Source organism: Saccharothrix isguenensis (genome assembly GCF_052936305.1).
Genome location: NZ_CP193626.1, coordinates 4,604,625 through 4,624,399 on the forward strand (window position 1 = coordinate 4,604,625; position 19,775 = coordinate 4,624,399).

Genomic DNA, 19,775 nt, shown 5'->3' on the forward strand with positions numbered 1-19,775 from the left:
CTGCACCTCGTCACCGCGGGGCGATGTCGGTGCAGTCGACCTTCTTGTCCGGCAGCCGGCCGGTGGTCAGGAACGTCACCGTCGCCTCGTCCACGCACGTGGAGCCCTGGTGGTAGACGTAGTGCCCGCCGTTGTCCGCGCCGACGAAGGCCGCTCGCTCGCCGAGGACCTGGTACAGCCCGAGGCCGTCCTCCCACGGTGTGGCGTTGTCCCTGCGGTTCTGCAGGATCAGCGTGTTGCGCGGTCCCTTGTCCGTAACGCGGACGGGCTCTTCGATCGACTTCGGCCAGAACGCGCACGCCCAGATGTTGGCGGGCATCCCCGCGGTGAGCGGCCAGGCCGTGCGGTCCTCTGCGGTGCGGCGGGCGTAGTCGTCGACGTCGTCGGACCAAGGCGCGTCACCACAGGTCAGTGCCAGGAACATGGTGGCCTGGTTGTCGGCCGGCACGCCCGGGGTCGGCGGCGGTGCGGTGAACACCTGGCGCAGCACCTGGCCGTCCGCCTCGGTGAGCGTGCCGTCGGCCAGCCCGACTGCGGCCTTCCAGAACTGCGCGAGCACCGGGAGGGTCCCGTTGTGCAGCAGGAGGCTGTAGGTGACGGTGCGCAGCATCGATCCCGTCAGTGCCAGTGGGGTGCCGGGGACGGGCGCGGGGGTGCGGTCGAGGCGGTCGGCGAGTGCGAGGTACTTCCGGGTCACCTCGTCGACGGTGCCGCCCAGTCCGAGCGTGGCGTGCTGCGCCGCGGCGACCCTCGCCGCGTCGGGGAAGCGTTCCGACATGGCCTTGCCCCAGTTGTCCGTCGCGTTGGCCCAGACCTTCGTGGGGTCGACGTTGCCCTCGAGGACCACCCGGTCGGTGCGCTCCGGGAACAGTGACCCGTAGACGGTGCCGAGGTACGTGCCGTAGGACTGGCCCCAGTAGGAGATCTTCTCCTCACCGAGCGCCGTGCGGATGCGGTCCATGTCGCGGGCCGTGTTGGCGGTGGTGAAGTGCCGGAGCTTCTCGCCGGCGTTCGTCGCGCACCGTTCGGCGTCGGTGCGGGCGTGGTCGACGTTCGCGGTGATCGAGCCGTCCGCGGCCGGGTACGGGAAGAGACCGGCGAGAGACGGGTCGTCGAGGCCGCAACTCTGCGGGGTGCTGTGCCCGACCCCACGCGGGTCGAAGCCGATCAGGTCGTAGGCCGCCAACACCGAAGGCGGCAGGGTCGGCGCCACGACACCCGGTGCGTCCAGGCCGGGCAACGCCGGGCCGCCCGGGTTCAGCAGCAGGACACCGCGGCGGTCACGGGACTTCGCTGCCGGCAGCGTCGAGACGGCCACCTCGATCTTCTCGCCGCCGGGGTTCCGGTAGTCGAGCGGGACCTCCACCGTTCCGCAAGTGAGCCGGGGGTCGCGGCCGGCACCCTCGGCCAACGCCGGACACGTGCCCCAGGTGATGCGTGGCGTGGCGGCCGACTCGGCGGCGACCGGTGGTGCGTCCTCACTCGTCGCGTCTTCTTCCGCGGCGGCGTCACAGGCCGCCACCGCGGCGACGGTGAGCGCCACCGCGACCACCACCCTGGTGAACCTCCGGGGGATACCGGCTCCCGCTGGCCGTTGCATCGTCTTCAAGGCCCTTGCCCTCCAGTTCTCGGCGTGCCGCACGCGCTGACGCCGTCCCAGCGAAACTATGGGACACCGCAGCCCCACGAATCCCCTTGGTGTGGACACTTTCCTGTAGTCCTCACGGGGGACAGCGGCCTGCGGCAGCCGTCGCCCGATGCGGGGCGCGACGGACTGCGCGGCGCGGACACCCCTGCGTCGTGCCGGCACTGCGGCTCGATACCACGCGGTCGTCGTGCCCGGCCATATCCCGGTACGCGGCAAAGATCTCCGAGGGTTCTGCGTCGAGCGCCTGTCGGATCGGATCGCGCGCGCCGGTGTCCGTCGGGCTACTGGCCGTGACCCGGCCGGCGGTCATCCCATCGGAAACCTCACCGTCACCGGGAGGCGCAGGTGAAGGATTCCGCGTCGTCGGCATCGCGCGGGGACAGCTGCCCGCGGATCTGCACACCGAGGCCACCGAGCTGGTGCGGGACCGACTCGGCACCGCCGAAGCAGCGAAGCAGACCGACTCAGCGCCCTGACCCGGTTGACCAGGAAGGTCGGGCGGGTGCGCCGGCTCTCTTGACCGCCGACTTACCGCTCTACTATGTTCCTAGGAAAGGAGTAAAGGGGATACCGTGTTCGTCTTCCGGCTCGACACCCACTCCGGCGTGCCGCCGTACCTGCAACTCGTCCAGCAGGTCCGCCAGGCGGTGCTGCTCGGCTTCCTCCAACCCGGTGACCGCCTTCCGCTCATCCGCGAGGTGGTCGAGGACCTGGCGATCAATCCGAACACCGTCGCCAAGGCGTACCGGCAGATGGAGCAGGAGAACCTGGTCACCGGCCGGCCCGGCCAGGGCACGTTCGTCAATGAACAGCAGTCGGCCGCGATGTCGGCATCGACGTACACGTCGCTGCGCCGCGGCCTGACGACCTGGCTGCGCCGCGCCTACGCGGCCGGCCTCGACGAGCAGGCGGTCAACGCGCTCCTTACTTCCGTCCACCAGCAGACGAGGAATGAGGACGTGGGGTGACAGCGACCGAGTTCGCGCTGCGCACCGACGGTGTGGGCAAGCGGTACCGGAAGGGCTGGGCGCTGCGCGACTGCACCCTGGCCCTGCCGGCGGGCGGCGTGATCGCCTTGGTCGGGCCGAACGGCGCGGGCAAGACCACGCTGCTGCGCCTGGCCGTCGGGTTGCTGGCACCGAGCACCGGCACGGTGGAGGTCCTCGGCCACGACGTCACCGCCAGCACCCCGCAAACCCTGTCGCGGGTCGGCTTCCTGGCCCAGGACCACCCGCTGTACAAGCGCTTCACCGTCGCCGAGATGCTCCGCTTCGGCCGGGCCTGCAACCTGCGGTTCGACCAGGGGCTGGCCGAGCGCCGGCTGGCGAAGCTGGGCATCCCGCTCGACCGCAGGGCCGGCACGCTCTCCGGCGGGCAGCAGGCCCAGGTCGCGTTGGCTCTGGCCCTGGCGAAGCGGCCGGACCTGCTCGTCCTCGACGAGCCGGTGGCCAGCCTCGACCCGCTGGCCCGGCACGAGTTCCTTCAGGTCCTCATGGGCGCGGTGGCCGAAGGCGGGGTGACCGTCCTGTTCTCCTCGCACGTCGTGCACGAGCTGGAGCGCGTCTGCGACCACCTGGTCGTGCTCAACCACGGCCGGGTCACGCTCACCGGTGACATCGACACCCTCCTCGCCGAGCACCGGCTGCTCGTCGGCCCGCGCACGGTCACCGACCTCGACCGGGCCCGCGCCGTCGTGGAGGCCGTCCACAGCGACCGGCACACGACCCTGCTGGTACGCGACGGCGCGATCCCCGCCGCGCCCGGGTGGCAGGCCCGGCCGGTCGCGCTGGAGGACCTGGTGCTGGCGTACCTGCGCCGACCGTCCGAGCCGAGCGCCGCGGTCGCGTCGGGGGGCGCGGCATGACGTGGTTGATCTGGCGCCAGCACCGGACCGAGGTCTGCGTCCTGGGTCTGCTTGTCGGCATGTTCGGCATTGCCCTGCTCGTGCTCGGGACGCAGGCCCACGACCTGTTCCCCGGCGGTCCCGCCCGGTGTGCGGGAGGGGCCGGTGTCAACGAGGACTGCGTGGCCTCCTTCCGCCGGCTCGACGAGGAGTACGGGTACGTCGAGAACCTCCTGGCGGGCTTCTACCTGGTCCCCGTCGTCATCGGCGCGTTCCTCGGTGCGCCGCTGCTCGCGCGCGAGCTGGAGGACGGCACCTGGCAGCTCGCCTGGACGCAGGCCGTGCCGCGGATGCGCTGGCTGGCGGCCAAGCTCGCGGCACTGGCCGGCGTCACCGTCACGCTCACCGGGATGTTCACCGCGGTGCTCACCTGGTTCCGTCAGCCGTTCGACGCGTGGGAAGGGCGGTTCCAGTACGACGCCTTCGACGTGGAAGGAATTGTTCCGGTGGCGTACGCGCTGTTCGCGTTCGGCGTCGCCACCGCCGCCGGGGCGATCCTGCGGCGCAGCCTGCCCGCGTTCGGCGTCGCGTTCGGGGCGTTCCTCGCCGCCCGGATGCCGGTGGCGCTGTTGGCCCGCCCCGCGTACGCCACCCCGCTCACCACGATGGAGCCGGTCCCCGTCGGCGGCTCGGAGGACCAGGCTGGGCACCGGCCCGTGCACAGCTTCGCGGACTGGATGATCGAACACGGCTACGCGGACGCCACCGGGCGCAGGCTGAGCTGGACCGAGTACCACGAGCTGGAGGACGCCGCCAACCGGGCCGGCACCAACCTCAACCAGTTCCTGCACTCGCGGGGCACCCAGCAGTACGGGGTCTACCACCCGGCCGACCGGTTCTGGACGTTCCAGCTCATCGAGGCGGCCCTGTTCGTCGCCGTCGCGGCGGTCCTGATCGGTGTGGTGGTGTGGCGGGTGCGGCGCCGTGTGATCTAGTGCCCTGACCACGAACGTTCACGACGTTGGTCGACACGCTGTTCGGCTTGTCGGCCGGGCGGCGTGTCGACGTTCACGCCGTGTGGGTGGCAGAGCCGGACTTCCCCGACGACAACAACGGAACTCCCGGTGGAACGGCGCATGGTCACCGTCCGATCCACCAGCAGTTCCCCTGTCTGCGCACCAAGAGCCTTCGCCCGACCAAGTCGGGTACAGCACCTGGCAAAGCTCTATCAGGACGTGCGCGAGGACGTGCGCGCCGGATCGCCGGTGCCGCGCTTAGCGGACCGCAGGTAGCGCGCCAGCCCGTTGAGCTTCTGGTCGGCGATGAACGTGGACCGCTCGTTGATGATGACGTCCTCCGCATGTCGGATGCACGCCCACGCCGAGTCGCCCCACGGGTCGGCGACCTTGACCTCGACGGGGTTGTCGCAAGGGCTCGACAAGCCGAGCTGGCACGTCCGGGGGTGCTCACCGTCGAGGTGGTCGGCCGCGAGGTGCCGCAGTTGGCCCGCCAACTTCGCCGACGCGGTGGCGTGTGCGCCGGGGACCTCGTCCAGGCCGCGTTCCGCGCGCACCGCTTGGATGGCGGCCAGGCGCAGCTCCAACTGGTCGGCGACGATCCCGGCCAGCGCGGTGAGCGTCGCCAGCTGGGCATCGGTGACCTCGCGGGGTTCGCGGTCGATCACGTTGACCGTGCCCAGCCTGTGCCCGTCGCCGGTGATGATCGGGGCGGCGGCGTAGAAGCGCAGGCCCAGCTCGCCGCGCACCAGCGGGTGGTCGAGGGTGCGGGGGTCGACCGCGCCGTCGTTCACCACGTACGCCTCGTCCTGCAACACGGCCGAGGCACACAGGCCGGGCTCGGTACCGATCTGGGTGACGCCTGACAGACCGTGGCAGGCCGCGAACCACACCCGATCGACGTCCACGATCGTCACGGTCGCGATCGGTGTGCCGAAGACTTGCGCGGCCACGCGGGCGACGTTGTCGAAACTGCCGTCGGCGGGCGCGTCCAGGATGTGGTAGCGGCGGACCGCCGACAGGCGCTCTGGATCGGTGTGGGTGAGCACGCATGCAGGATAACTGACGATCACCGCAGGCCCGCAGTGCGAACAGTCCTATAGCAGCAGGTCGTGGAGGCAGTCCTGCCACGCTCCGCACGCGGTCGGCCGGTCGCGATCCGTCCGAACCGTCACCCCGTGGCGGTTGTCGGCCCGTGGTGGCCGAGGACTGCGACCGAGGACCGCGTCGCGACACACCTCGTGCGCTGCGGAAGCTCCACGCGTGGCGGCTCTACGAAGGGACGGGACGGCCGTGCGGGACGAACCAGTCACGACCGCGTTCACCGGCACCCCCGGCGGCCCCGCTCCCGCCGAGATGAACGGTCAGGCCGTTGAGGTCGAACCGCCGGAACGACTCGCCGAACTCCCCGCGGGTCGGCAGGGGTACCGAGCCGCACATGCTGCCCAGCGGAAACTCGTCGTCGGATCCGACAGGTGCACTCCAACTCCGCCGGCACCCCCATACACCGACACCGAGGGGATGACCGGCTGCGCCGATGCCTTCGTCGGCGAATCGCCCGACGCCGAGGCGCTCGACGCCATCGTGCGCCGGATCAGCGGGTCCTTCGAGCAGGTCGACCGAGCTGAGCCGTGCGTACGCACTCTCCTGGACGGCGCCCACCGTGTAGCCGGCGAGTACCAGCGTTGCGTAGAATGGAGGGAATGCGCAGGTCGGGACTCGTGGATCACACGCGTGGGCTGGGTGCACACGACCACGTGTGCTGGCGGTACGACGACGTACCGGAGTTCGACGCCCGCGTGCGGGAGTTCCTGCTCGACGGCCTGCGGCGAGGCTACCGAGTCCGCTACGTGGCCTCCGGCGACATAAACGCCCTGGTACACGACCTGCGCGGGATCGACGGCATCGACCGGGCACTGCGAGAAGGTGCCGCCCAGGTCACCTCGTTGGAAGCGATGTATCCGGTCGGCGCGGTGGTCGAGCCCGAGGCGCAGGTCCGGGCCTACGCCGCCGCCACTGAAGCCGCCGTGCGCGACGGGTACGCGGGGTTGCGGGTGGCAGCCGAGGCCACTCCCCTGGTGCGCACCTCGCAGCAGCTCGCCGCCTTCGCCCGCTACGAGCACCTGGTGGACCGCTACATGGCCGAACACCCGTTCTCCGCGATGTGCGCCTACTCCTCCGCGGAGATCGACGACTCGGCGTTCGCCCAGCTGGCGTGCCTGCACCCGAACACCAATGCGCGGTTGCCCGGTTTCCGGCTGCACGCGGTCGACGATCACGTCACCGCGCTCGGCGGCGAAGTGGACTCCTACACGGGCGGCCTGTTCACCCAGGCGTTGGACCGCATCGACCTGCGTCTTCGGGACGGGGAGCTGGTGCTCGACGCCACGGGGCTGACCTTCATCGACCACAACAGCCTGCTGCGCCTGGCCGACCACGCGGCACACCTCGGTGCGCCCCTCGTCCTGCGCGCCTCCTGGCCTGGCTTGGCCCGCCTCGTCGACCTGCTCAACCTGGGCAACGTGCACGTGGAGCACGCCGCATGACCGTCTCGACGCCTCCTCCCGGCGGGTTCGTGCACCCGGCCTTCTTCTACAACTCCGACGAGGAGTACCTGGGCGCACTCGTGCCCTTCATCACCGACGGGCTGACCGAAGGGCAGCCCGCCGCCGTGGCGGTGCCCGGCGCGAGGCTGCGGCTACTGCGCGAGGCCTTGGGCACGGCCGCGAACGACGTGCTGATGCTGGACATGGAAGTGGCGGGCCGCAACCCCGGCAGGATCATCCCGACCGTCCTGCGACGGTTCGCCGACACCCACCGCGCCGGGCACGTGCGCATCATCGGCGAGCCGATCTGGGCCGGCCGCACCGAACTCGAGTACCCCGCCTGCGCACAGCACGAAGCTCTGATCAACCTGGCCTTCGCCGGACGCGACGTCACCATCGTCTGCCCCTACGACACCCGGACCCTCGACGACCACGTGCTGGCCGACGCCCTGGCCACACACCCGACGGTGTGGGACGCAGCCGGGCGTTGCGACAGCGACCACTACGACCCCCACGCCGTGGTCGATCGCTACAACCGACCACTGCGAACCGCCCCCGACGCCACCGCCCTCGTCATCGAGACCACCGCGGACATCCGCGACGTCCGTCGACTCGTCACCGACCAGGCGCGACAAGTGCACGTGGACGCCGAGCGGACAGCCGACCTCGAACTCATCGCCACCGAATTGGTGACCAACAGCCTCCGGCACACCGGCGCCGGATGCCGAGTGCGGATCTGGCGCGATGAAGAACACCTGATCTGCGCGGTCGAGGACGAAGGACGCCTGACCGACCCTCTGGCCGGTCGCCGACCAACCGAACCAGGGCAGCTCGGGGGCCGCGGCCTCCTGCTGGTCAACCAACTCGCCGACCTCGTGCGGACCCACGCCACCAGCTGCGGCACGACCGTGACCGCTTTCCTGCGCCTGAACCGGTGACCGGCGCGCGTCTCGAGGTGCTCGACCTCGCGGCCGGTGTCCGCTGGACAGCAGGAAGCCGGCACATCCACCGACAGCGCCTCGGGCCGCAGGATTCCGGATGGCGGTTCACGGGACCGTCACCGCGATTGGTCGGCCGCGGTGCTGCACGTCAATACCCCGCGGATCAATCCTCGGACGCACGATCAACGAGTACGAACCCGCGAACAGCCCCGGAGATCCCAGGTTTGCCCGGCCCGAACGCCGACGCGGACTGCCCGTCGACCAACAGGTCCGGTAACTCGTCCCGGACCCGCATCGCGAACGTCTTCCGAAACGCCGCCATGGCCACCGCCGCCCCACAGACGAACGCCAGACCGACACGGCGGGCGGTGCGGCCCGCCAGTACCGCTATCGGCCCGCACCGCGTTGCCGGAGGGCGGGCGCTGACCGTTCAACGACCCCGGATCCACCTGGCCGGAACCTCTGCGGGGCCCTCGCCGCATCCCCTCAGGAAACGGCACTGACAGTGCTACCCGGATGCAGACGGTTAGACCTTCTCGGATGCGGGTTCGGTCGGTGCCGTGGCGGACACGGTGGCAACAGCCTGGTCGACGTCGGGATAGATGTCGAACACCTCGTCCAGTTGGGTGGCCTTGATCGAGCGCAGCACGGCACGGTGACCGGCGGCCACGACGAACCGGACGCCGCACCGTTCCGCGTGCCTGGCGGCCTCGACCAACAGGGCCAGGCCGCTGGAGGCCAGGAACATCACCCCGGTGAGGTCAAGCACCACGCGGTCGGAGGCGCTCTCCAACCAGGCCAGCAGTTCGGCGCGCACCGTGTCCACGCTGCCCATGTCGATCTCGCCCGTCACGCGCAGCACCGGCACGCCGCCGACCGTGACGGCCTGCGCCGAGACCGCCTCGAACGCCTGGTCCTCGCTCATCCGCCAACCCCTTGTCTTCCCGGTGCACCACTTGCGGCGGGGCTGTCACTTCAACCCGATCAAGCCACATCGACAACGGCAACAGTAGCCGCGGCTCGCCACGTGCACAGCACCAGTAGCACCGATGACGCAACACCATTTGTACTGCTCACCAAGCGTGACGAGGGATTGGGAGCGTGCCCCTGTCGCCCTGGCGACCGTGGTCGATGGACCGCCTGGCCCGTGGGGAGACAAGCACCGGGGGCCGGGGGGCGTGCCCCTATCGCCACGCGTCCATCCCGCGACACGCGCCCAAGTGATCAGGCCGAGACCTGCGTTTACCGGCGCGGTGACGGTGTCCATCACCTCGCTCCTGGGACTGTGCGGAACAGGCGAGCAGTGCTGGCCGGAGTCGTTGTCGACGCACGAGATGATCGTCGAGACGCTACGGACTGTGCACGTGAATCGGCTCTGTGGTGGCGCTCGCGGTTGCCGCGCCGGCTCGGCGCTTCCCTCACACCGCGGCCGTGTCGGCGGTCGGCCAGCATGAGAGGAGTCGTTCGCCGCGCACATCGACACGGCCGAGCAACGAGCACGTGTAGATGCCGACGGGCTGGTCAGCCATGATTGTTCGTCACGACAGCCAGGCGATCGTGTGAGCGGGGCTTTGCCGGCGGAAGGGGATTCAGGCGGTGGCCGACAGTGATGCCGCGGAGGCGGGGCGGGTGAGCTTCGCACTCCATCTCGACGCGCGGTCTCCGCAATTGGGAATGGTGCGCCGCTGGGTCGGCCAGGTCTTGGCCGACGTGGACGAGAACGACCTGGACGACTGCGTGCTGGTGGTGAACGAGTTGGTGAGCAACGCGTTCGACCACGCCGATGCTCCTCGCCGCGTCCGGCTGCACCGGTTGGAGGGGCCGTGCGTCGTGCGTGTCGAGGTCGATGACGCGTCACCCGATAGGCTTGTCCTGGGCCGGTCTCGACTGGGCGGTAGCCGTGGCCGCGGCTTGATCATCGTGGAGCGTCTGTCCAAGGACTGGGGAGTCGTCTCGCACACGGAGGGCAAGACCGTCTGGGCCGAGATGCCCTGCTCGATGGCCACGACCCGCGCCGACGACGGATAGGCGTCAACCGTGCGCGGCGCCCGCCGGGTGTCAGCCGTCCGATTCCGATGACACAATCCGATCGCACCGAAGTACGCCGTGCCATTCAATTGATCTCGTGGCTGGCGGCGCGGGCACGGATCGACCGGTGGACGGTGTTGAGCTTGACCGCACACATGACCGCCTACATCGATGGACACAGGGAGCGATCCGGGGTCGAGCCGATCTGCACGGTCCTGCGTGAGCAGGTGTGCCCGCACCGACTCGTCGCCCGGCAACGAGGACGGTTCGACGAGTCGTAACTCTAGTCGACACTGAAGTTATAGAGCCGACCTACGCCAAGTCGTGTCCGTGCTGTCGACCGTCCTTGGCGGCCTGATCGACGAGCACGAACTCACAGCCGCTGAACAGGACCGTGTCGTCCCGGTCGGCCAGACCCGGCCGGGTTGCGGACGGCGCGGCGAGCGAGTGCGCGGTGCGTGCGCGGCGTGGAAAGGCGGCGGGCGGTGACGTGCACCAGCTGACCGCCGTGCGACGGCTCGAACGGCGGTTCGCCGCGCAGCAGAGCGCTGGAGGTGTCGGCCCCTCGCCCTGTCGGGAGGAGGCCGGGAATGCCGTGCCTGAGAGGTCGCCGGGCAGGACCTCTCAGTGGCGCAGGTCGTGTACCGGGCCGGTGGCGTGATCGGTGATCTGGTCGGTGATCGTGTACGGCATCCCCACGGGTGGCCACAGATCGTTCAGGGACAGCAGGACCTGGTGATCGCGATGTGAGCCGTGGTCGTGGACGGTGATGGTGACCTCGGAACCGACACGGTGAACACGTCGATAGGTGAGGTCGGTGTCCCGGTAGTCGACCAAGGCCATCGCATGGCTGCCCAGCCGTACAGCAGCTCCGCCCACGGGTCGAACCGGTAGGGCTGTTCGGCGAACGGCGGCACGGGCGGCGTGGCCAGTGCGCGGGCCAGGTCGTCCATACCTGCCGCTACCGGCACCGCCACCGTCCCGGCCTCGGTGGTCAACGCCGCTCGCCGTCGGCGAACTCGACCGCGTCCACCCGACTGCCTGCCAGGACGAGGGCGGCCAACTCGGTGAGCAGGGCGCCCTCGCGCCGGTATCGAGCCGTGGTCATCGGGTCGATGCTGGATGTTGACCGAGTTCTTCACCCAGTCCGGGCAGCGGACGGTGCCGAGGCAGAACGCGGTCACGATGCCGAACGCCTTGGCGTCGGCGCCCGCGTGGTTCTTGCGGAAGTCGTGCCCTGCGCGCACGACCTTCTTCTCCACCACCTTGCAGGTACGCCACGGCCCCAGCCGCTGCAGCGCACCCGCAGCACGTCGGTGTCGTAGTTCCACGTCGTACCGCCGATGTGGGTGCGGACGCGCGGCCACTTCGTGGTAGCCATGACGGCCCGCTCGGTGAGGTTGTGCTTCCAGTAGACCTTGTCGAAGCCGAACCCCTTGTCGGTCGCCGCGTTGTAGTAGCCGCGGCGCAGCACGAACGGGGTGCCGAGGCGGTCCTGCCACTGCCACAGGATTTGGTACATCGGGTAGCCGGCGGTCGTGGCCCGGGCCGCCGTGATCTCGGGGATCTCCGGGTCTTCCGGACCGGGGTCGGTGTTGGGCTCCGACTCCGGCGCCACAACGGGTTCGGCCTGCTCTACGACTCTCAAGGAGAACTGCCCGGCACCTACTACGACAACCGACCACCAGGCCACGACCCAGACCGGACGAGTGGTGCTCCCGACCCCAGCTCAAGGGATCCGAAGCCTTCCATGGCCCTCCTCCACCGCTCCGGAATCAACGCGAGTCGGCGTGAGCACACGTTTCACGCGCGGCTCGGGTACCGGCCGGTGAGCTGACCGGGGCAGGAATCCCGACCCCCGCTCCGCCTGGCGCGGACCGGGGGTCGGGAGGCCGTTCCCGGGAGGTCACCGCAGTGCGGTGAAGAACGTCCGGATGTCGTCCACCACGACCTCCGGGACCTCGAGTGCGGCGAAGTGGCCGCCCTTCTCGAAACGGCTCCAGTGCACGATGGTGGAGTTGTCCCGTTCCGCGAACACCTTGATGGTCTGGAAGTCGTCGGCGAACACGGCCACGCCGGTCGGGGCGGCGTTCACCGGGACGGGCTCGTCGGCGTGGGCGGCCGCGTTGTCGAAGTAGGACCGGGCCATGCCCGCGGCGGCGTTCGCGAACCAGTTGACCGACACCTCGGTGAGGATGGTCTCCAGCGGCACCAGGGACGTGCCGTTGCCGAAGGAGTTGAACAGCTCGCTGTAGGCGAGCATCCCTATCGGTGAGTCGCTGAGCCCGGCCGCGACCGTCTGCGGCCTGCTGGCGTTCATGGTGTTGTACCCGCCGACCTTCTGGAACCACCGCATGTGCTCCAGACCGGCGTAGTCCCGCGGTTCGAGTCGTTCGAACTCCGCGGGGTCGCCCGACGGGAAGGAGAACAGTTGCAGCACGTGCAACCCCAGGAAACCCTCCGGGGCGAGGATGCCGAGTTCGCGGGCGACCATCGCGCCGTGGTCGGAGCCGTGGACGCCGTAGCGCCGGTAACCGAGCCTGCGCATGAGGGTGTCGTAGGCGCGGGCCACGCGGGCGGTGGTCCAGCCCGATTCGGTGACCGGGTTGGAGAAGCCGAAACCGGGCGCGTCCGGCACGACGACGTGGAACGCGTCCTCGGCGCGCCCGCCGTGGGCGACGGGGTCGGTGAGCCTGCCGATCATGTCGAGGTAGTCGACCGACGAGCCGGGGTAGGTGTGCGCTAGCAGCAGCGGCGTCGCGCCCTCGTGCGGCGACTCGACGTGGATGAAGTGGATCGGCTGGTTCTCGATCTCGGTGACGAAGTGCGCGTGGGCGTTGATGCGCTCCTCGGCGGCGCGCCAGTCGAACGCGCGCCACGCCGCCACGGCCTCACGCAGGTAGTGGTTGGGGGTGCCGTGCTCCCAGGTGTCGCCCGGTGCCGGCTGCGGCAGGCGGGTGCGGTCGAGGCGACCGGTCAGGTCGTCCAGCTCGGCCTGTGTGACCTCGATGCGGAAGGGGCGGATCTCCGTGTTCGTCATGACACAGACGCTAGAGTTCCTATAGGAAAGGTTCGTTCCTATAAGACGGAGGTCGACACGGTGACCGCGGACACATCGGCGCGGCTCCTCGCGCTCCTGGCGCTGTTCCAGTCGCGCCCGTCGTGGAGCGGCACCGAACTCGCCGACCGGCTGGGCGTCACGACCCGCACCATCCGCAACGACGTGGAGCGCCTCCGCACGCTCGACTACCCCGTCCAAGCCACCCGCGGCGCGACGGGCGGCTACCGGCTCGGAGCGGGCGGCAAGCTCCCCCCGCTGCTCCTGGACGACGAGGAGGCGGTGGCCGTGGCGATCGGGTTGCGCGCCGGCCGCGGCATCGCCGGGATCGAGACCTCCAGCGCCCGCGCGCTGGCCAAGCTGGAACAGGTCCTGCCGCCACGCCTGCGGCCGACGGTGGACGCACTGGCCTCGGTCGTCGACCACGCGCCGGAAAACACCGACACCGACGCCCCGGACCCCGAGGTCGACCCCGCCGTGCTGCGCACCATCGCGACCGCGATCCACGACGTCGAGTGGTTCCGCTTCGACTACCGCGACACCTCGCTGCTCGTCGAGCCCTACCGCCTGCTCGCCTGGAAGCGACGCTGGTACCTCGTGGCCCGCGACCCCTCCAGTGGCGAGTGGGACGTCTACCGGGCTGACTGGATCACGCCACGCATGCGCACCCACCGCCGGTTCGCCCCCAGCGCCCTCCCCGACGAGGACTACACGAGCTTCACCATGCGCCGTGTCGCGTTCAGCGGCTGGCAGGTGCACGCACGCCTGCGGGTCGACGCGCCGGCCCAGGCCGTCCTCGACCGGATCCACCCGGCCGTCGGCGTGGTCGAGACGGTCACCGACACCACCTGCGTCCTCGTCACCGGCGCCGACTCCCTGGACACCATCGCCGCCTACATCGGCATGCTGGGCATGGACTTCACCGTCGAGTCGCCCAGCGAACTCAGACCACTGCTGCACACCCTGGCGGAGCGCTACGCCCGCGCCTGACCACCGCAACCACCCCAGGGAGGTGCGGCGTATCCGGCGAAGCGGTCCCAGTCCCCGGTGCGCAGAGACTTCTCCGACCTGTCGCGGACACAGTCGTTTACCCCCGACAGGCTCTCGGTCCTCGGCCCGTCGTTCGAGAACACCGGTTCCCCGACCAACCGATCGACCTCGGTGCGAGGATCATCCAGGTCCGACATCATCCCACCTTGATCACTCCCGCATCGAGCACTCTGCCGTTGAGATAGGGGGTTGACCGGGTTGTGCCTCCGCGTGCGGCAGGGGCACGCCGACGTCGGCCAGGACGGTCACCGCGCGTCGAACAGCGAGGGCAGGCCGGTGTTCATCACGGTCGTCGCGAGGGTCTCGCCTCATGCGGCGGGTCGCCGTCATCGACCGACACGATCACCCGCGCGACGCCCGCCACGTCCAACAACCGCATGTCACCGCCGGCGAGGCCCCGCAGACCCGGACCGCGGTCAAAGGGTGTCGAGCAGTGGCTGTGCGCACTCGCTCAGGCCAGGAGCGTGCTCGTGTCACGCGGACACCGCCTCGACCACTGGTCGGCCGAGACGTGGTCCGCGTCCAACGACACGATGGTGCTCAACGCCATCCAGCACTTTCTGATCGAGGCGATCGCCCCGCGAGCCAGCGAACTGGCCCACGCGACGTTCTCCCCGCACTGATCACGCACCTCCTCCGTCCAGTGGTCGGAACCGTCGACGGCGGGTGGGCTGCACACCGGAACCCACCGTGGCGTCGAGCGTGCCGGATCAGGTATTGCTGCGGGCAGCGCTGATGTCGGCCAACCCGGAGAGCGAGTCCTTCTCGATGGCGGCGTCCCCCAGGGACAGCACGCCGACCGGTCGACCGTCCTCGACGACCGGGATGCGGCGGACGGCGTTCTCCCGCATGCGTGTCACGACGATGTCGACGTCTTCGTCCGGGGTCGCGGTGACCAGTTGGTCGCTGCACACATCGCTCAGCCGGCAGGCGGACAGGTCGTCCCGGTCGGCCAGGCCGCGGACGACGATGTCCCGGTCGGTGACGATGCCGCGCACCTGGTCGCCGTCGACCACGAGGATGTCACCGATGCCCTGGTCGCGCATCGCCTGCGCAGCCTCCCGGACCGGTGTGTCCGGCGCCAGGGTCACCGGGCTGGTAGTCATCAGATCGCGCACGTGCTGAGCCATCCTTGTGCTCCTCCTGATCGAGGTCGCGAAGCGAGTCGTGGTCCGTTCACGGCTACCCACGACAGCGCGAACCATTCGTCTCGCGAGCACGCGGCCCAGGAGTACCCCGGCCCAGCCGAGTGAGCGGGAGCCCAGGCGATCACCTCACCTGCCGGTCGGATCCCCGGCGCGCTCGCCCAGGCGGATGATCAGGAGAAGGGCTGCGGTCCTGCTTGCACCGCCACCCGTCCACCGATCTCGTCACAGTGGTCCACATCCGCTGTGATGGTGGCGACCGCCTGTGAGGGTTCGGCGGGGTCGGCGTGGGTATGTCGTCGGCATGCGAACCGGGGTTCTTGTCACGGCAGGCCGCCCGTGGGCAGGGTGCCGATTCACGCGGTGAGCCGGCATCGGAACAACGGGTTCACCCCCGAGTCCAGCTTCGCCGGCGGCACGCGGATGCACGCCGGGGTGCTCGGGCCGGCCGGTGCGCAGGACGTGGTGTGCGTGCCCGGCTTGGGCTGCTCCCACCGCTACTTCCTGCCACTGGCACGACTCCTGGCACCCGACGCACGGGTGGCCGCGGTCGACCTGCCGGGCTTCGGCCGCTCCCCCGGGCCGCGCGAGCCGCTGGACGTGCGGGGTCTGTCGCTGGCGCTGGCCGACTGGCTGCGGGCCACCGGACGAGGCGGCTCGCTGTTCGTGGCCAACTCCGGCGGCTGCCAGGTCGTCGTGGACCTGGCCGTGCACTCCCCCGACCTCCTCGGCCCGGTCGTCCTCATCAGCCCCACGATGGACCGGCACGCCCGCTCGGCCGCGCGGCAGCTCGGGCGGCTGCTGGCCGACATCCCACGGGAACGGCCGACGCTGAGCCTGGTGATCGCCCGCGACTACCTGACCTGCGGCCCGCGCAGGTTCGCCCTGACGTTCCGGCACCTGGTCGACGACCCCATCGAGCACAAGCTCCACCACGTCCACACCCCGGCCGTCGTCGCGCGCGGCAGCCGCGATCCGATCGTGTCCGCTGAGTGGGCCGCGGAGGTGGCGGCGCTGCTGCCGCACGGACGGCTGGTCGAGGTGCCCGGCGCCGGCCACGCGTTGAACTACTCGGCCGCCGACGAGCTGGCCAGAATCACGCGTCCACTGCTCGCAACCGCCGACGGCAACTGCTGAGCGGCATTTGCGACAAGCACACCGTCCGCGGGGACGGACCGGATCGTGCTCCGATAACGCGGTCGCGGAATCGTTCTTCGCCGCCTCCAGACCGAGATCGGGCTTCTACCGTCGATGGGGTCGATCGGTGACTGCTACGACTGTGAGCGCCGCCTTGACCGGAACTGGTCGCGCGACGTCGGCGCGGCCCGGTGGTGCGAGCCGCGCCGACGTCGCGCGTGATCAGCTCGCCGGGCAGGGGGCGCCGGGGCGGGTCAGGGTGACCCTGGCGTGGCTGATGACGAGTTCCACGCCGCTGAGCAGGCGGACGCGCAGGGCGTTGACGGCGATGCCGGCACCGCCCGCGAGCGACCTCTGCTCGTTGACCACGACGGTGGCCACCAGCGGGATGGTGATGGCGAGGTCGACCGCGGGGTTGACGACCGGAACGCCGTTGACCTTGAGGTTGACCAGCTCGACGGAACCGGCGGTGGTGACCGCGCCGGTGCCGTCCTCGTCGGCGACGGCGGTGGCGCGGATCTCGTCGGCGGTGATCAGTCCGCCCAGCAGGGAGACGCCCGCGGTGCGGGCACTCGCCGTGGCGGCGCGTTCACCGTCGCTGTCGATCACGCCGATAGCCTCGGTGTCGATGACCCCCAGCGAGCCGATCCCGGGGAGGTCGGCGCCGAGGAGCTGGTCCTGGTTGACGTCGGGCTGGGTGGTGCAGTTCAGGTCGGAGGGCGCGAGTGGGCCGACGCCGATCAGCGGGGCGGTCAGTTTGCCGCCGTGGGCGTGGGCGTCGAACACCAGCACCGGCGCGATGAACCGGATCGAGGCGCACCCCGGCGCGTCGAGCCCGACCCGGGCGGTGAGGTCACCGGCGCAGGTGGTGTAAGTGCCGGGGACGGCCGCGGTGACCACGAGCGTGATGGTGCACGAGACCTGGCCGGTGGCCAGCGCACCGGTGGCGGTCACCGCGCCGGCGGCGGTGGAGGCGGTCGCGTCGGTGCAGTCGGTGGTGGGCTGGGCGATGGCGGTCAGCCCGGCCGGGAGGTTCGCGGTGAACGACCAGCCGTCCTTGACCAGGAGGTCGGTGGTGTTGGTGACGGTGAAGGTCAGGGTGGCCGTCTGGCCGGTCTGGGCCGGGGGCGCGCTGTAGCCGACGTCCAGCTTCGGCGTGACGTCCAGGACGCGGATGTTGTCGAAGGCCGCGTCGTTGCCGGTTCCGCTGCCCTGGGCGTTGACCAGTTGCAGTCCCAGGGAAGAGCCGCCGAACAGCACGGGCCGGTCGCTGGTGAAGGTTCCCACGGAGGTGCCGGCGATGACGGTCGTGGCGTCGGCACAGGGCTCGATCGGGCTGGTGAAGGTGGGCACCGCTGTCGCGCCGTCGAGGAGGTAGAACTCGAACAGGGCATGGTTGGCGAAGCAGTTCTGCTCGGCCGCGTCCACGGAGAAGGTGAGGAACCGGTCGGAGGAGGTGAGCGGGATGGGCTGTTCGGTGCGCAACTGGACCTTGTCCGCGCCCGGGTTGCCGGCGGTGTAGGCGGTCACGGCGTGGTTGGTGTCGAGGTTGCCGCCCGACCACTGGCCCAGGACCGCGGCCATGTCCTTGACCGACTGCCAGTTGCCGACGCTGCACCCGCTGCCGGGCGGTGGCGTGGCCGACTGCTGCCGCGAGGCGAGCCAGCCGTTGCACGCGGTCAACCAAGCGGGGTCGGCGTCGTAGGTCTGACCGATCGGTGGTGCGCCCGTGTAATCGGTGAGCAGCACGGAGGTCGCGTCCTGGCCGGTCTCGAAGTCCTCGGCGAACACCACCACCGGCTCCTGCGGCACGCCGGGTGCCGCTGCGGCGGGGTGGACGGCGGCCAAGGCGGTCGTGAGCGGCACGGCCAGCAGGACCGCGGTGATCGCGGACAGCGCTCTGCGCCGGAACCGGCTCGATGGGGACTTGGGCACCAGTGGACTCCCTCGTTCAGTGCGATGTCGGACACCAGTTCCTTCGTCACCGCGTGATGCGCATTAGCCGGTGCCGGGCATCCACACCCGCACGGCCGCAGGTACTCCACCCGATCGCCCCAAGCGGTCCGGCGGTCGACCACCCGGACGGACACGGCTCGCCCCTTCGGGTGATCGGCACACGATCACGCCGCGAACATCCGGATCGTGAGCGTCACCACGGCGGAGGCCCACCCTTCTCCGGGGGTGACTCGACCACTACGACCCCACGCCGTGGTCGATCGCTACAACCGACCACTGCGAACCGCCCCGGACGCCACTGACCTGGTCGTCAAGACCACGGCAGACATCCGCGACGTCCGCCGACTCGTCGTCGACCAGGCGCGACATGCACGACTGGCCGCCGAGCGGACGGCCGACCTCGAACTCATCGCCACCGAGTTGGTGACCACCAGCCTCCGGCACAACGGCGCGGGATGCCGAGTGCGGATCCGGCGCGACGAGGAACACCTGATCTGCGCGGTCGAGGACGAAGGACCCCTGACCCTCTGGCCGGTCGCAGATCACCGGACCCGGGACAGTTCGAGGGCCGAGGGCTCCTGCTGGTCAACCCACTCACCGACCTCGTACGCACCCACACCGCCGCCTGCGGCACCACCGTGACCGCCTTCATGCGCATGATCCGGTGACCGGCGCGTAACGGCAGCCCAAAGCCGCACCTGTGCGGTGTAGTTCCCGCACGACCCGGGTAACTGGCGTAGTGCCGCAACGAGCGATCGCACGGCGGTAGGGCCGCTTCCAGCGGTCTCGGTCCAGGCGGCACAGTGACGTTGAACAAACCAGCGCCTGTGCCGCCTGGGTTGCGCGACGCGCCGTTCCCCGCGACCGGGCGGCACGGTGAAGTACGGCAGGTCGGGGCGTTGAGGATCTCGCCAGCGGGCGGAGGGCCTTGCGCCATGACCATCCGCGACGATGTGGCACTTGCGGCCCGCGACCTCCTTCCGCGGTCCAGTCCCGCGGGGCCCGGCCGGCGCGGTCTCCGCGGCGCCCCGCGACTGGGAGTTCACGACCGCCGCCGACGGCGCCGCCACGGCCACGGTGGACGGTCCGCGATCACTCCCCGGCGGTGCTCCTCCCACCGCCCCACCCGACCGGCTGAGCACACCGGATCGGGCAACATCGAACCCGACTCCGACAACGTCCGATCTACCAGGAGGTCCCTCGTCCGCGCGCCGAAGGGCTTCACCTACTCAAGCTCGGGAACAGGTACTCGGCCCTGTCGTCGCGCATTCCTCGACCCCACTCTCATCTGGAACCGGCGACCTCTGTTCCACGCCCTGCGTGGAACAGAGGTCGCCGGCACTTTCACAACACACCGGTATTGCCAGGACATCGCCAACGCACGACCGCTCAGCCACTGTGACAACG

The 19,775-nt window shown here is 70.2% G+C and carries 18 protein-coding genes; 10 read left to right on the top strand and 8 right to left on the bottom strand.

Annotation, left to right across the window (positions count from 1 at the left end):
* Nucleotides 1-10: 10 nt before the first annotated feature.
* Nucleotides 11-1,555, bottom strand: coding sequence for an alpha/beta hydrolase (locus ACRAKI_RS20700; RefSeq protein ID WP_447002152.1), 1,545 nt, complete (start codon nucleotides 1,553-1,555; stop codon nucleotides 11-13).
* Between the two features lie 665 nt (nucleotides 1,556-2,220).
* Here ACRAKI_RS20700 and ACRAKI_RS20705 point away from each other — a divergent pair.
* From ACRAKI_RS20705 to ACRAKI_RS20715, 3 genes are read left to right on the top strand one after another with little or no spacing between them, the layout of a single operon-like run.
* The gene (locus ACRAKI_RS20705; RefSeq protein WP_447002153.1) at nucleotides 2,221-2,616 is read left to right on the top strand and encodes a GntR family transcriptional regulator; all 396 of its coding nucleotides are present in this window, start codon (nucleotides 2,221-2,223) and stop codon (nucleotides 2,614-2,616) included.
* The gene (locus tag ACRAKI_RS20710; RefSeq protein ID WP_447002154.1) at nucleotides 2,613-3,512 is read left to right on the top strand and encodes an ABC transporter ATP-binding protein; all 900 of its coding nucleotides are present in this window, start codon (nucleotides 2,613-2,615) and stop codon (nucleotides 3,510-3,512) included. Before ACRAKI_RS20705 ends, ACRAKI_RS20710 begins: the two co-directional genes overlap by 4 nt.
* Nucleotides 3,509-4,486, top strand: coding sequence for an ABC transporter permease subunit (locus ACRAKI_RS20715; protein WP_447002155.1), 978 nt, complete (start codon nucleotides 3,509-3,511; stop codon nucleotides 4,484-4,486). Before ACRAKI_RS20710 ends, ACRAKI_RS20715 begins: the two co-directional genes overlap by 4 nt.
* A 233-nt stretch (nucleotides 4,487-4,719) precedes the next feature.
* Here ACRAKI_RS20715 and ACRAKI_RS20720 read toward each other — a convergent pair whose 3' ends face one another.
* Nucleotides 4,720-5,556: a GAF domain-containing protein gene (locus ACRAKI_RS20720; RefSeq protein ID WP_447002156.1), complete on the bottom strand. Its 837-nt coding sequence runs from the start codon at nucleotides 5,554-5,556 to the stop codon at nucleotides 4,720-4,722.
* A gap of 654 nt (nucleotides 5,557-6,210) precedes the next feature.
* Here ACRAKI_RS20720 and ACRAKI_RS20725 point away from each other — a divergent pair.
* Nucleotides 6,211-7,053, top strand: a complete 843-nt coding sequence (locus ACRAKI_RS20725) for an MEDS domain-containing protein (protein ID WP_447002157.1) — start codon at nucleotides 6,211-6,213, stop codon at nucleotides 7,051-7,053.
* Nucleotides 7,050-7,991 carry an anti-sigma factor RsbA family regulatory protein gene (locus ACRAKI_RS20730; protein ID WP_447002158.1) on the top strand — a complete coding sequence of 314 codons (942 nt, stop codon included), beginning with the start codon at nucleotides 7,050-7,052 and terminating at the stop codon, nucleotides 7,989-7,991. The genes ACRAKI_RS20725 and ACRAKI_RS20730 overlap by 4 nt, the downstream gene beginning before the upstream one ends.
* Nucleotides 7,992-8,520: 529 nt before the next feature.
* Here ACRAKI_RS20730 and ACRAKI_RS20735 read toward each other — a convergent pair.
* Nucleotides 8,521-8,919, bottom strand: a complete 399-nt coding sequence (locus tag ACRAKI_RS20735) for an STAS domain-containing protein (RefSeq protein ID WP_447002159.1) — start codon at nucleotides 8,917-8,919, stop codon at nucleotides 8,521-8,523.
* Between the two features lie 704 nt (nucleotides 8,920-9,623).
* On the opposite strand from ACRAKI_RS20735, the gene ACRAKI_RS20740 reads away from it, so the two are divergent.
* A complete protein-coding gene (locus tag ACRAKI_RS20740; protein WP_447002160.1) occupies nucleotides 9,624-10,022 on the top strand; it encodes an ATP-binding protein in 399 nt (132 codons plus the stop codon).
* Nucleotides 10,023-10,646: 624 nt separating this feature from the next.
* Here the strand turns inward: ACRAKI_RS20740 and ACRAKI_RS20745 are convergent.
* The 3 genes from ACRAKI_RS20745 to ACRAKI_RS20755 form a co-directional block, all read right to left on the bottom strand.
* Nucleotides 10,647-10,901, bottom strand: coding sequence for a hypothetical protein (locus ACRAKI_RS20745; protein WP_447002161.1), 255 nt, complete (start codon nucleotides 10,899-10,901; stop codon nucleotides 10,647-10,649).
* 301 nt (nucleotides 10,902-11,202) lie between these two features.
* Nucleotides 11,203-11,670, bottom strand: a complete 468-nt coding sequence (locus ACRAKI_RS20750; protein WP_447002162.1) for a hypothetical protein — start codon at nucleotides 11,668-11,670, stop codon at nucleotides 11,203-11,205.
* 258 nt (nucleotides 11,671-11,928) lie between these two features.
* Nucleotides 11,929-13,062, bottom strand: a complete 1,134-nt coding sequence (locus tag ACRAKI_RS20755; protein WP_447002163.1) for an epoxide hydrolase family protein — start codon at nucleotides 13,060-13,062, stop codon at nucleotides 11,929-11,931.
* Between the two features lie 60 nt (nucleotides 13,063-13,122).
* Here ACRAKI_RS20755 and ACRAKI_RS20760 point away from each other — a divergent pair, with 60 nt between their 5' ends.
* Together ACRAKI_RS20760 and ACRAKI_RS20765 are read left to right on the top strand one after the other, a co-directional pair.
* On the top strand, nucleotides 13,123-14,070 hold the full coding sequence (locus tag ACRAKI_RS20760) for a helix-turn-helix transcriptional regulator (protein WP_447002164.1): 948 nt from the start codon (nucleotides 13,123-13,125) through the stop codon (nucleotides 14,068-14,070).
* A 530-nt stretch (nucleotides 14,071-14,600) separates the two neighbouring features.
* The gene (locus ACRAKI_RS20765) at nucleotides 14,601-14,753 is read left to right on the top strand and encodes a hypothetical protein (RefSeq protein WP_447002165.1); all 153 of its coding nucleotides are present in this window, start codon (nucleotides 14,601-14,603) and stop codon (nucleotides 14,751-14,753) included.
* A gap of 87 nt (nucleotides 14,754-14,840) precedes the next feature.
* On the opposite strand, the gene ACRAKI_RS20770 is transcribed toward ACRAKI_RS20765, so the two are convergent.
* The gene (locus tag ACRAKI_RS20770; RefSeq protein ID WP_447002166.1) at nucleotides 14,841-15,260 is read right to left on the bottom strand and encodes a CBS domain-containing protein; all 420 of its coding nucleotides are present in this window, start codon (nucleotides 15,258-15,260) and stop codon (nucleotides 14,841-14,843) included.
* 378 nt (nucleotides 15,261-15,638) lie between these two features.
* On the opposite strand from ACRAKI_RS20770, the gene ACRAKI_RS20775 reads away from it, so the two are divergent.
* Nucleotides 15,639-16,412, top strand: a complete 774-nt coding sequence (locus ACRAKI_RS20775; RefSeq protein WP_447002167.1) for an alpha/beta fold hydrolase — start codon at nucleotides 15,639-15,641, stop codon at nucleotides 16,410-16,412.
* Nucleotides 16,413-16,634: 222 nt separating this feature from the next.
* On the opposite strand, the gene ACRAKI_RS20780 is transcribed toward ACRAKI_RS20775, so the two are convergent.
* Complete coding sequence (locus ACRAKI_RS20780; RefSeq protein ID WP_447002168.1) at nucleotides 16,635-18,347, bottom strand: choice-of-anchor P family protein; 1,713 nt, start codon at nucleotides 18,345-18,347, stop codon at nucleotides 16,635-16,637.
* A gap of 273 nt (nucleotides 18,348-18,620) precedes the next feature.
* On the opposite strand from ACRAKI_RS20780, the gene ACRAKI_RS20785 reads away from it, so the two are divergent.
* Nucleotides 18,621-19,010: an ATP-binding protein gene (locus tag ACRAKI_RS20785; RefSeq protein ID WP_447002169.1), complete on the top strand. Its 390-nt coding sequence runs from the start codon at nucleotides 18,621-18,623 to the stop codon at nucleotides 19,008-19,010.
* The last annotated feature ends 765 nt before the right edge of the window (nucleotides 19,011-19,775 follow it).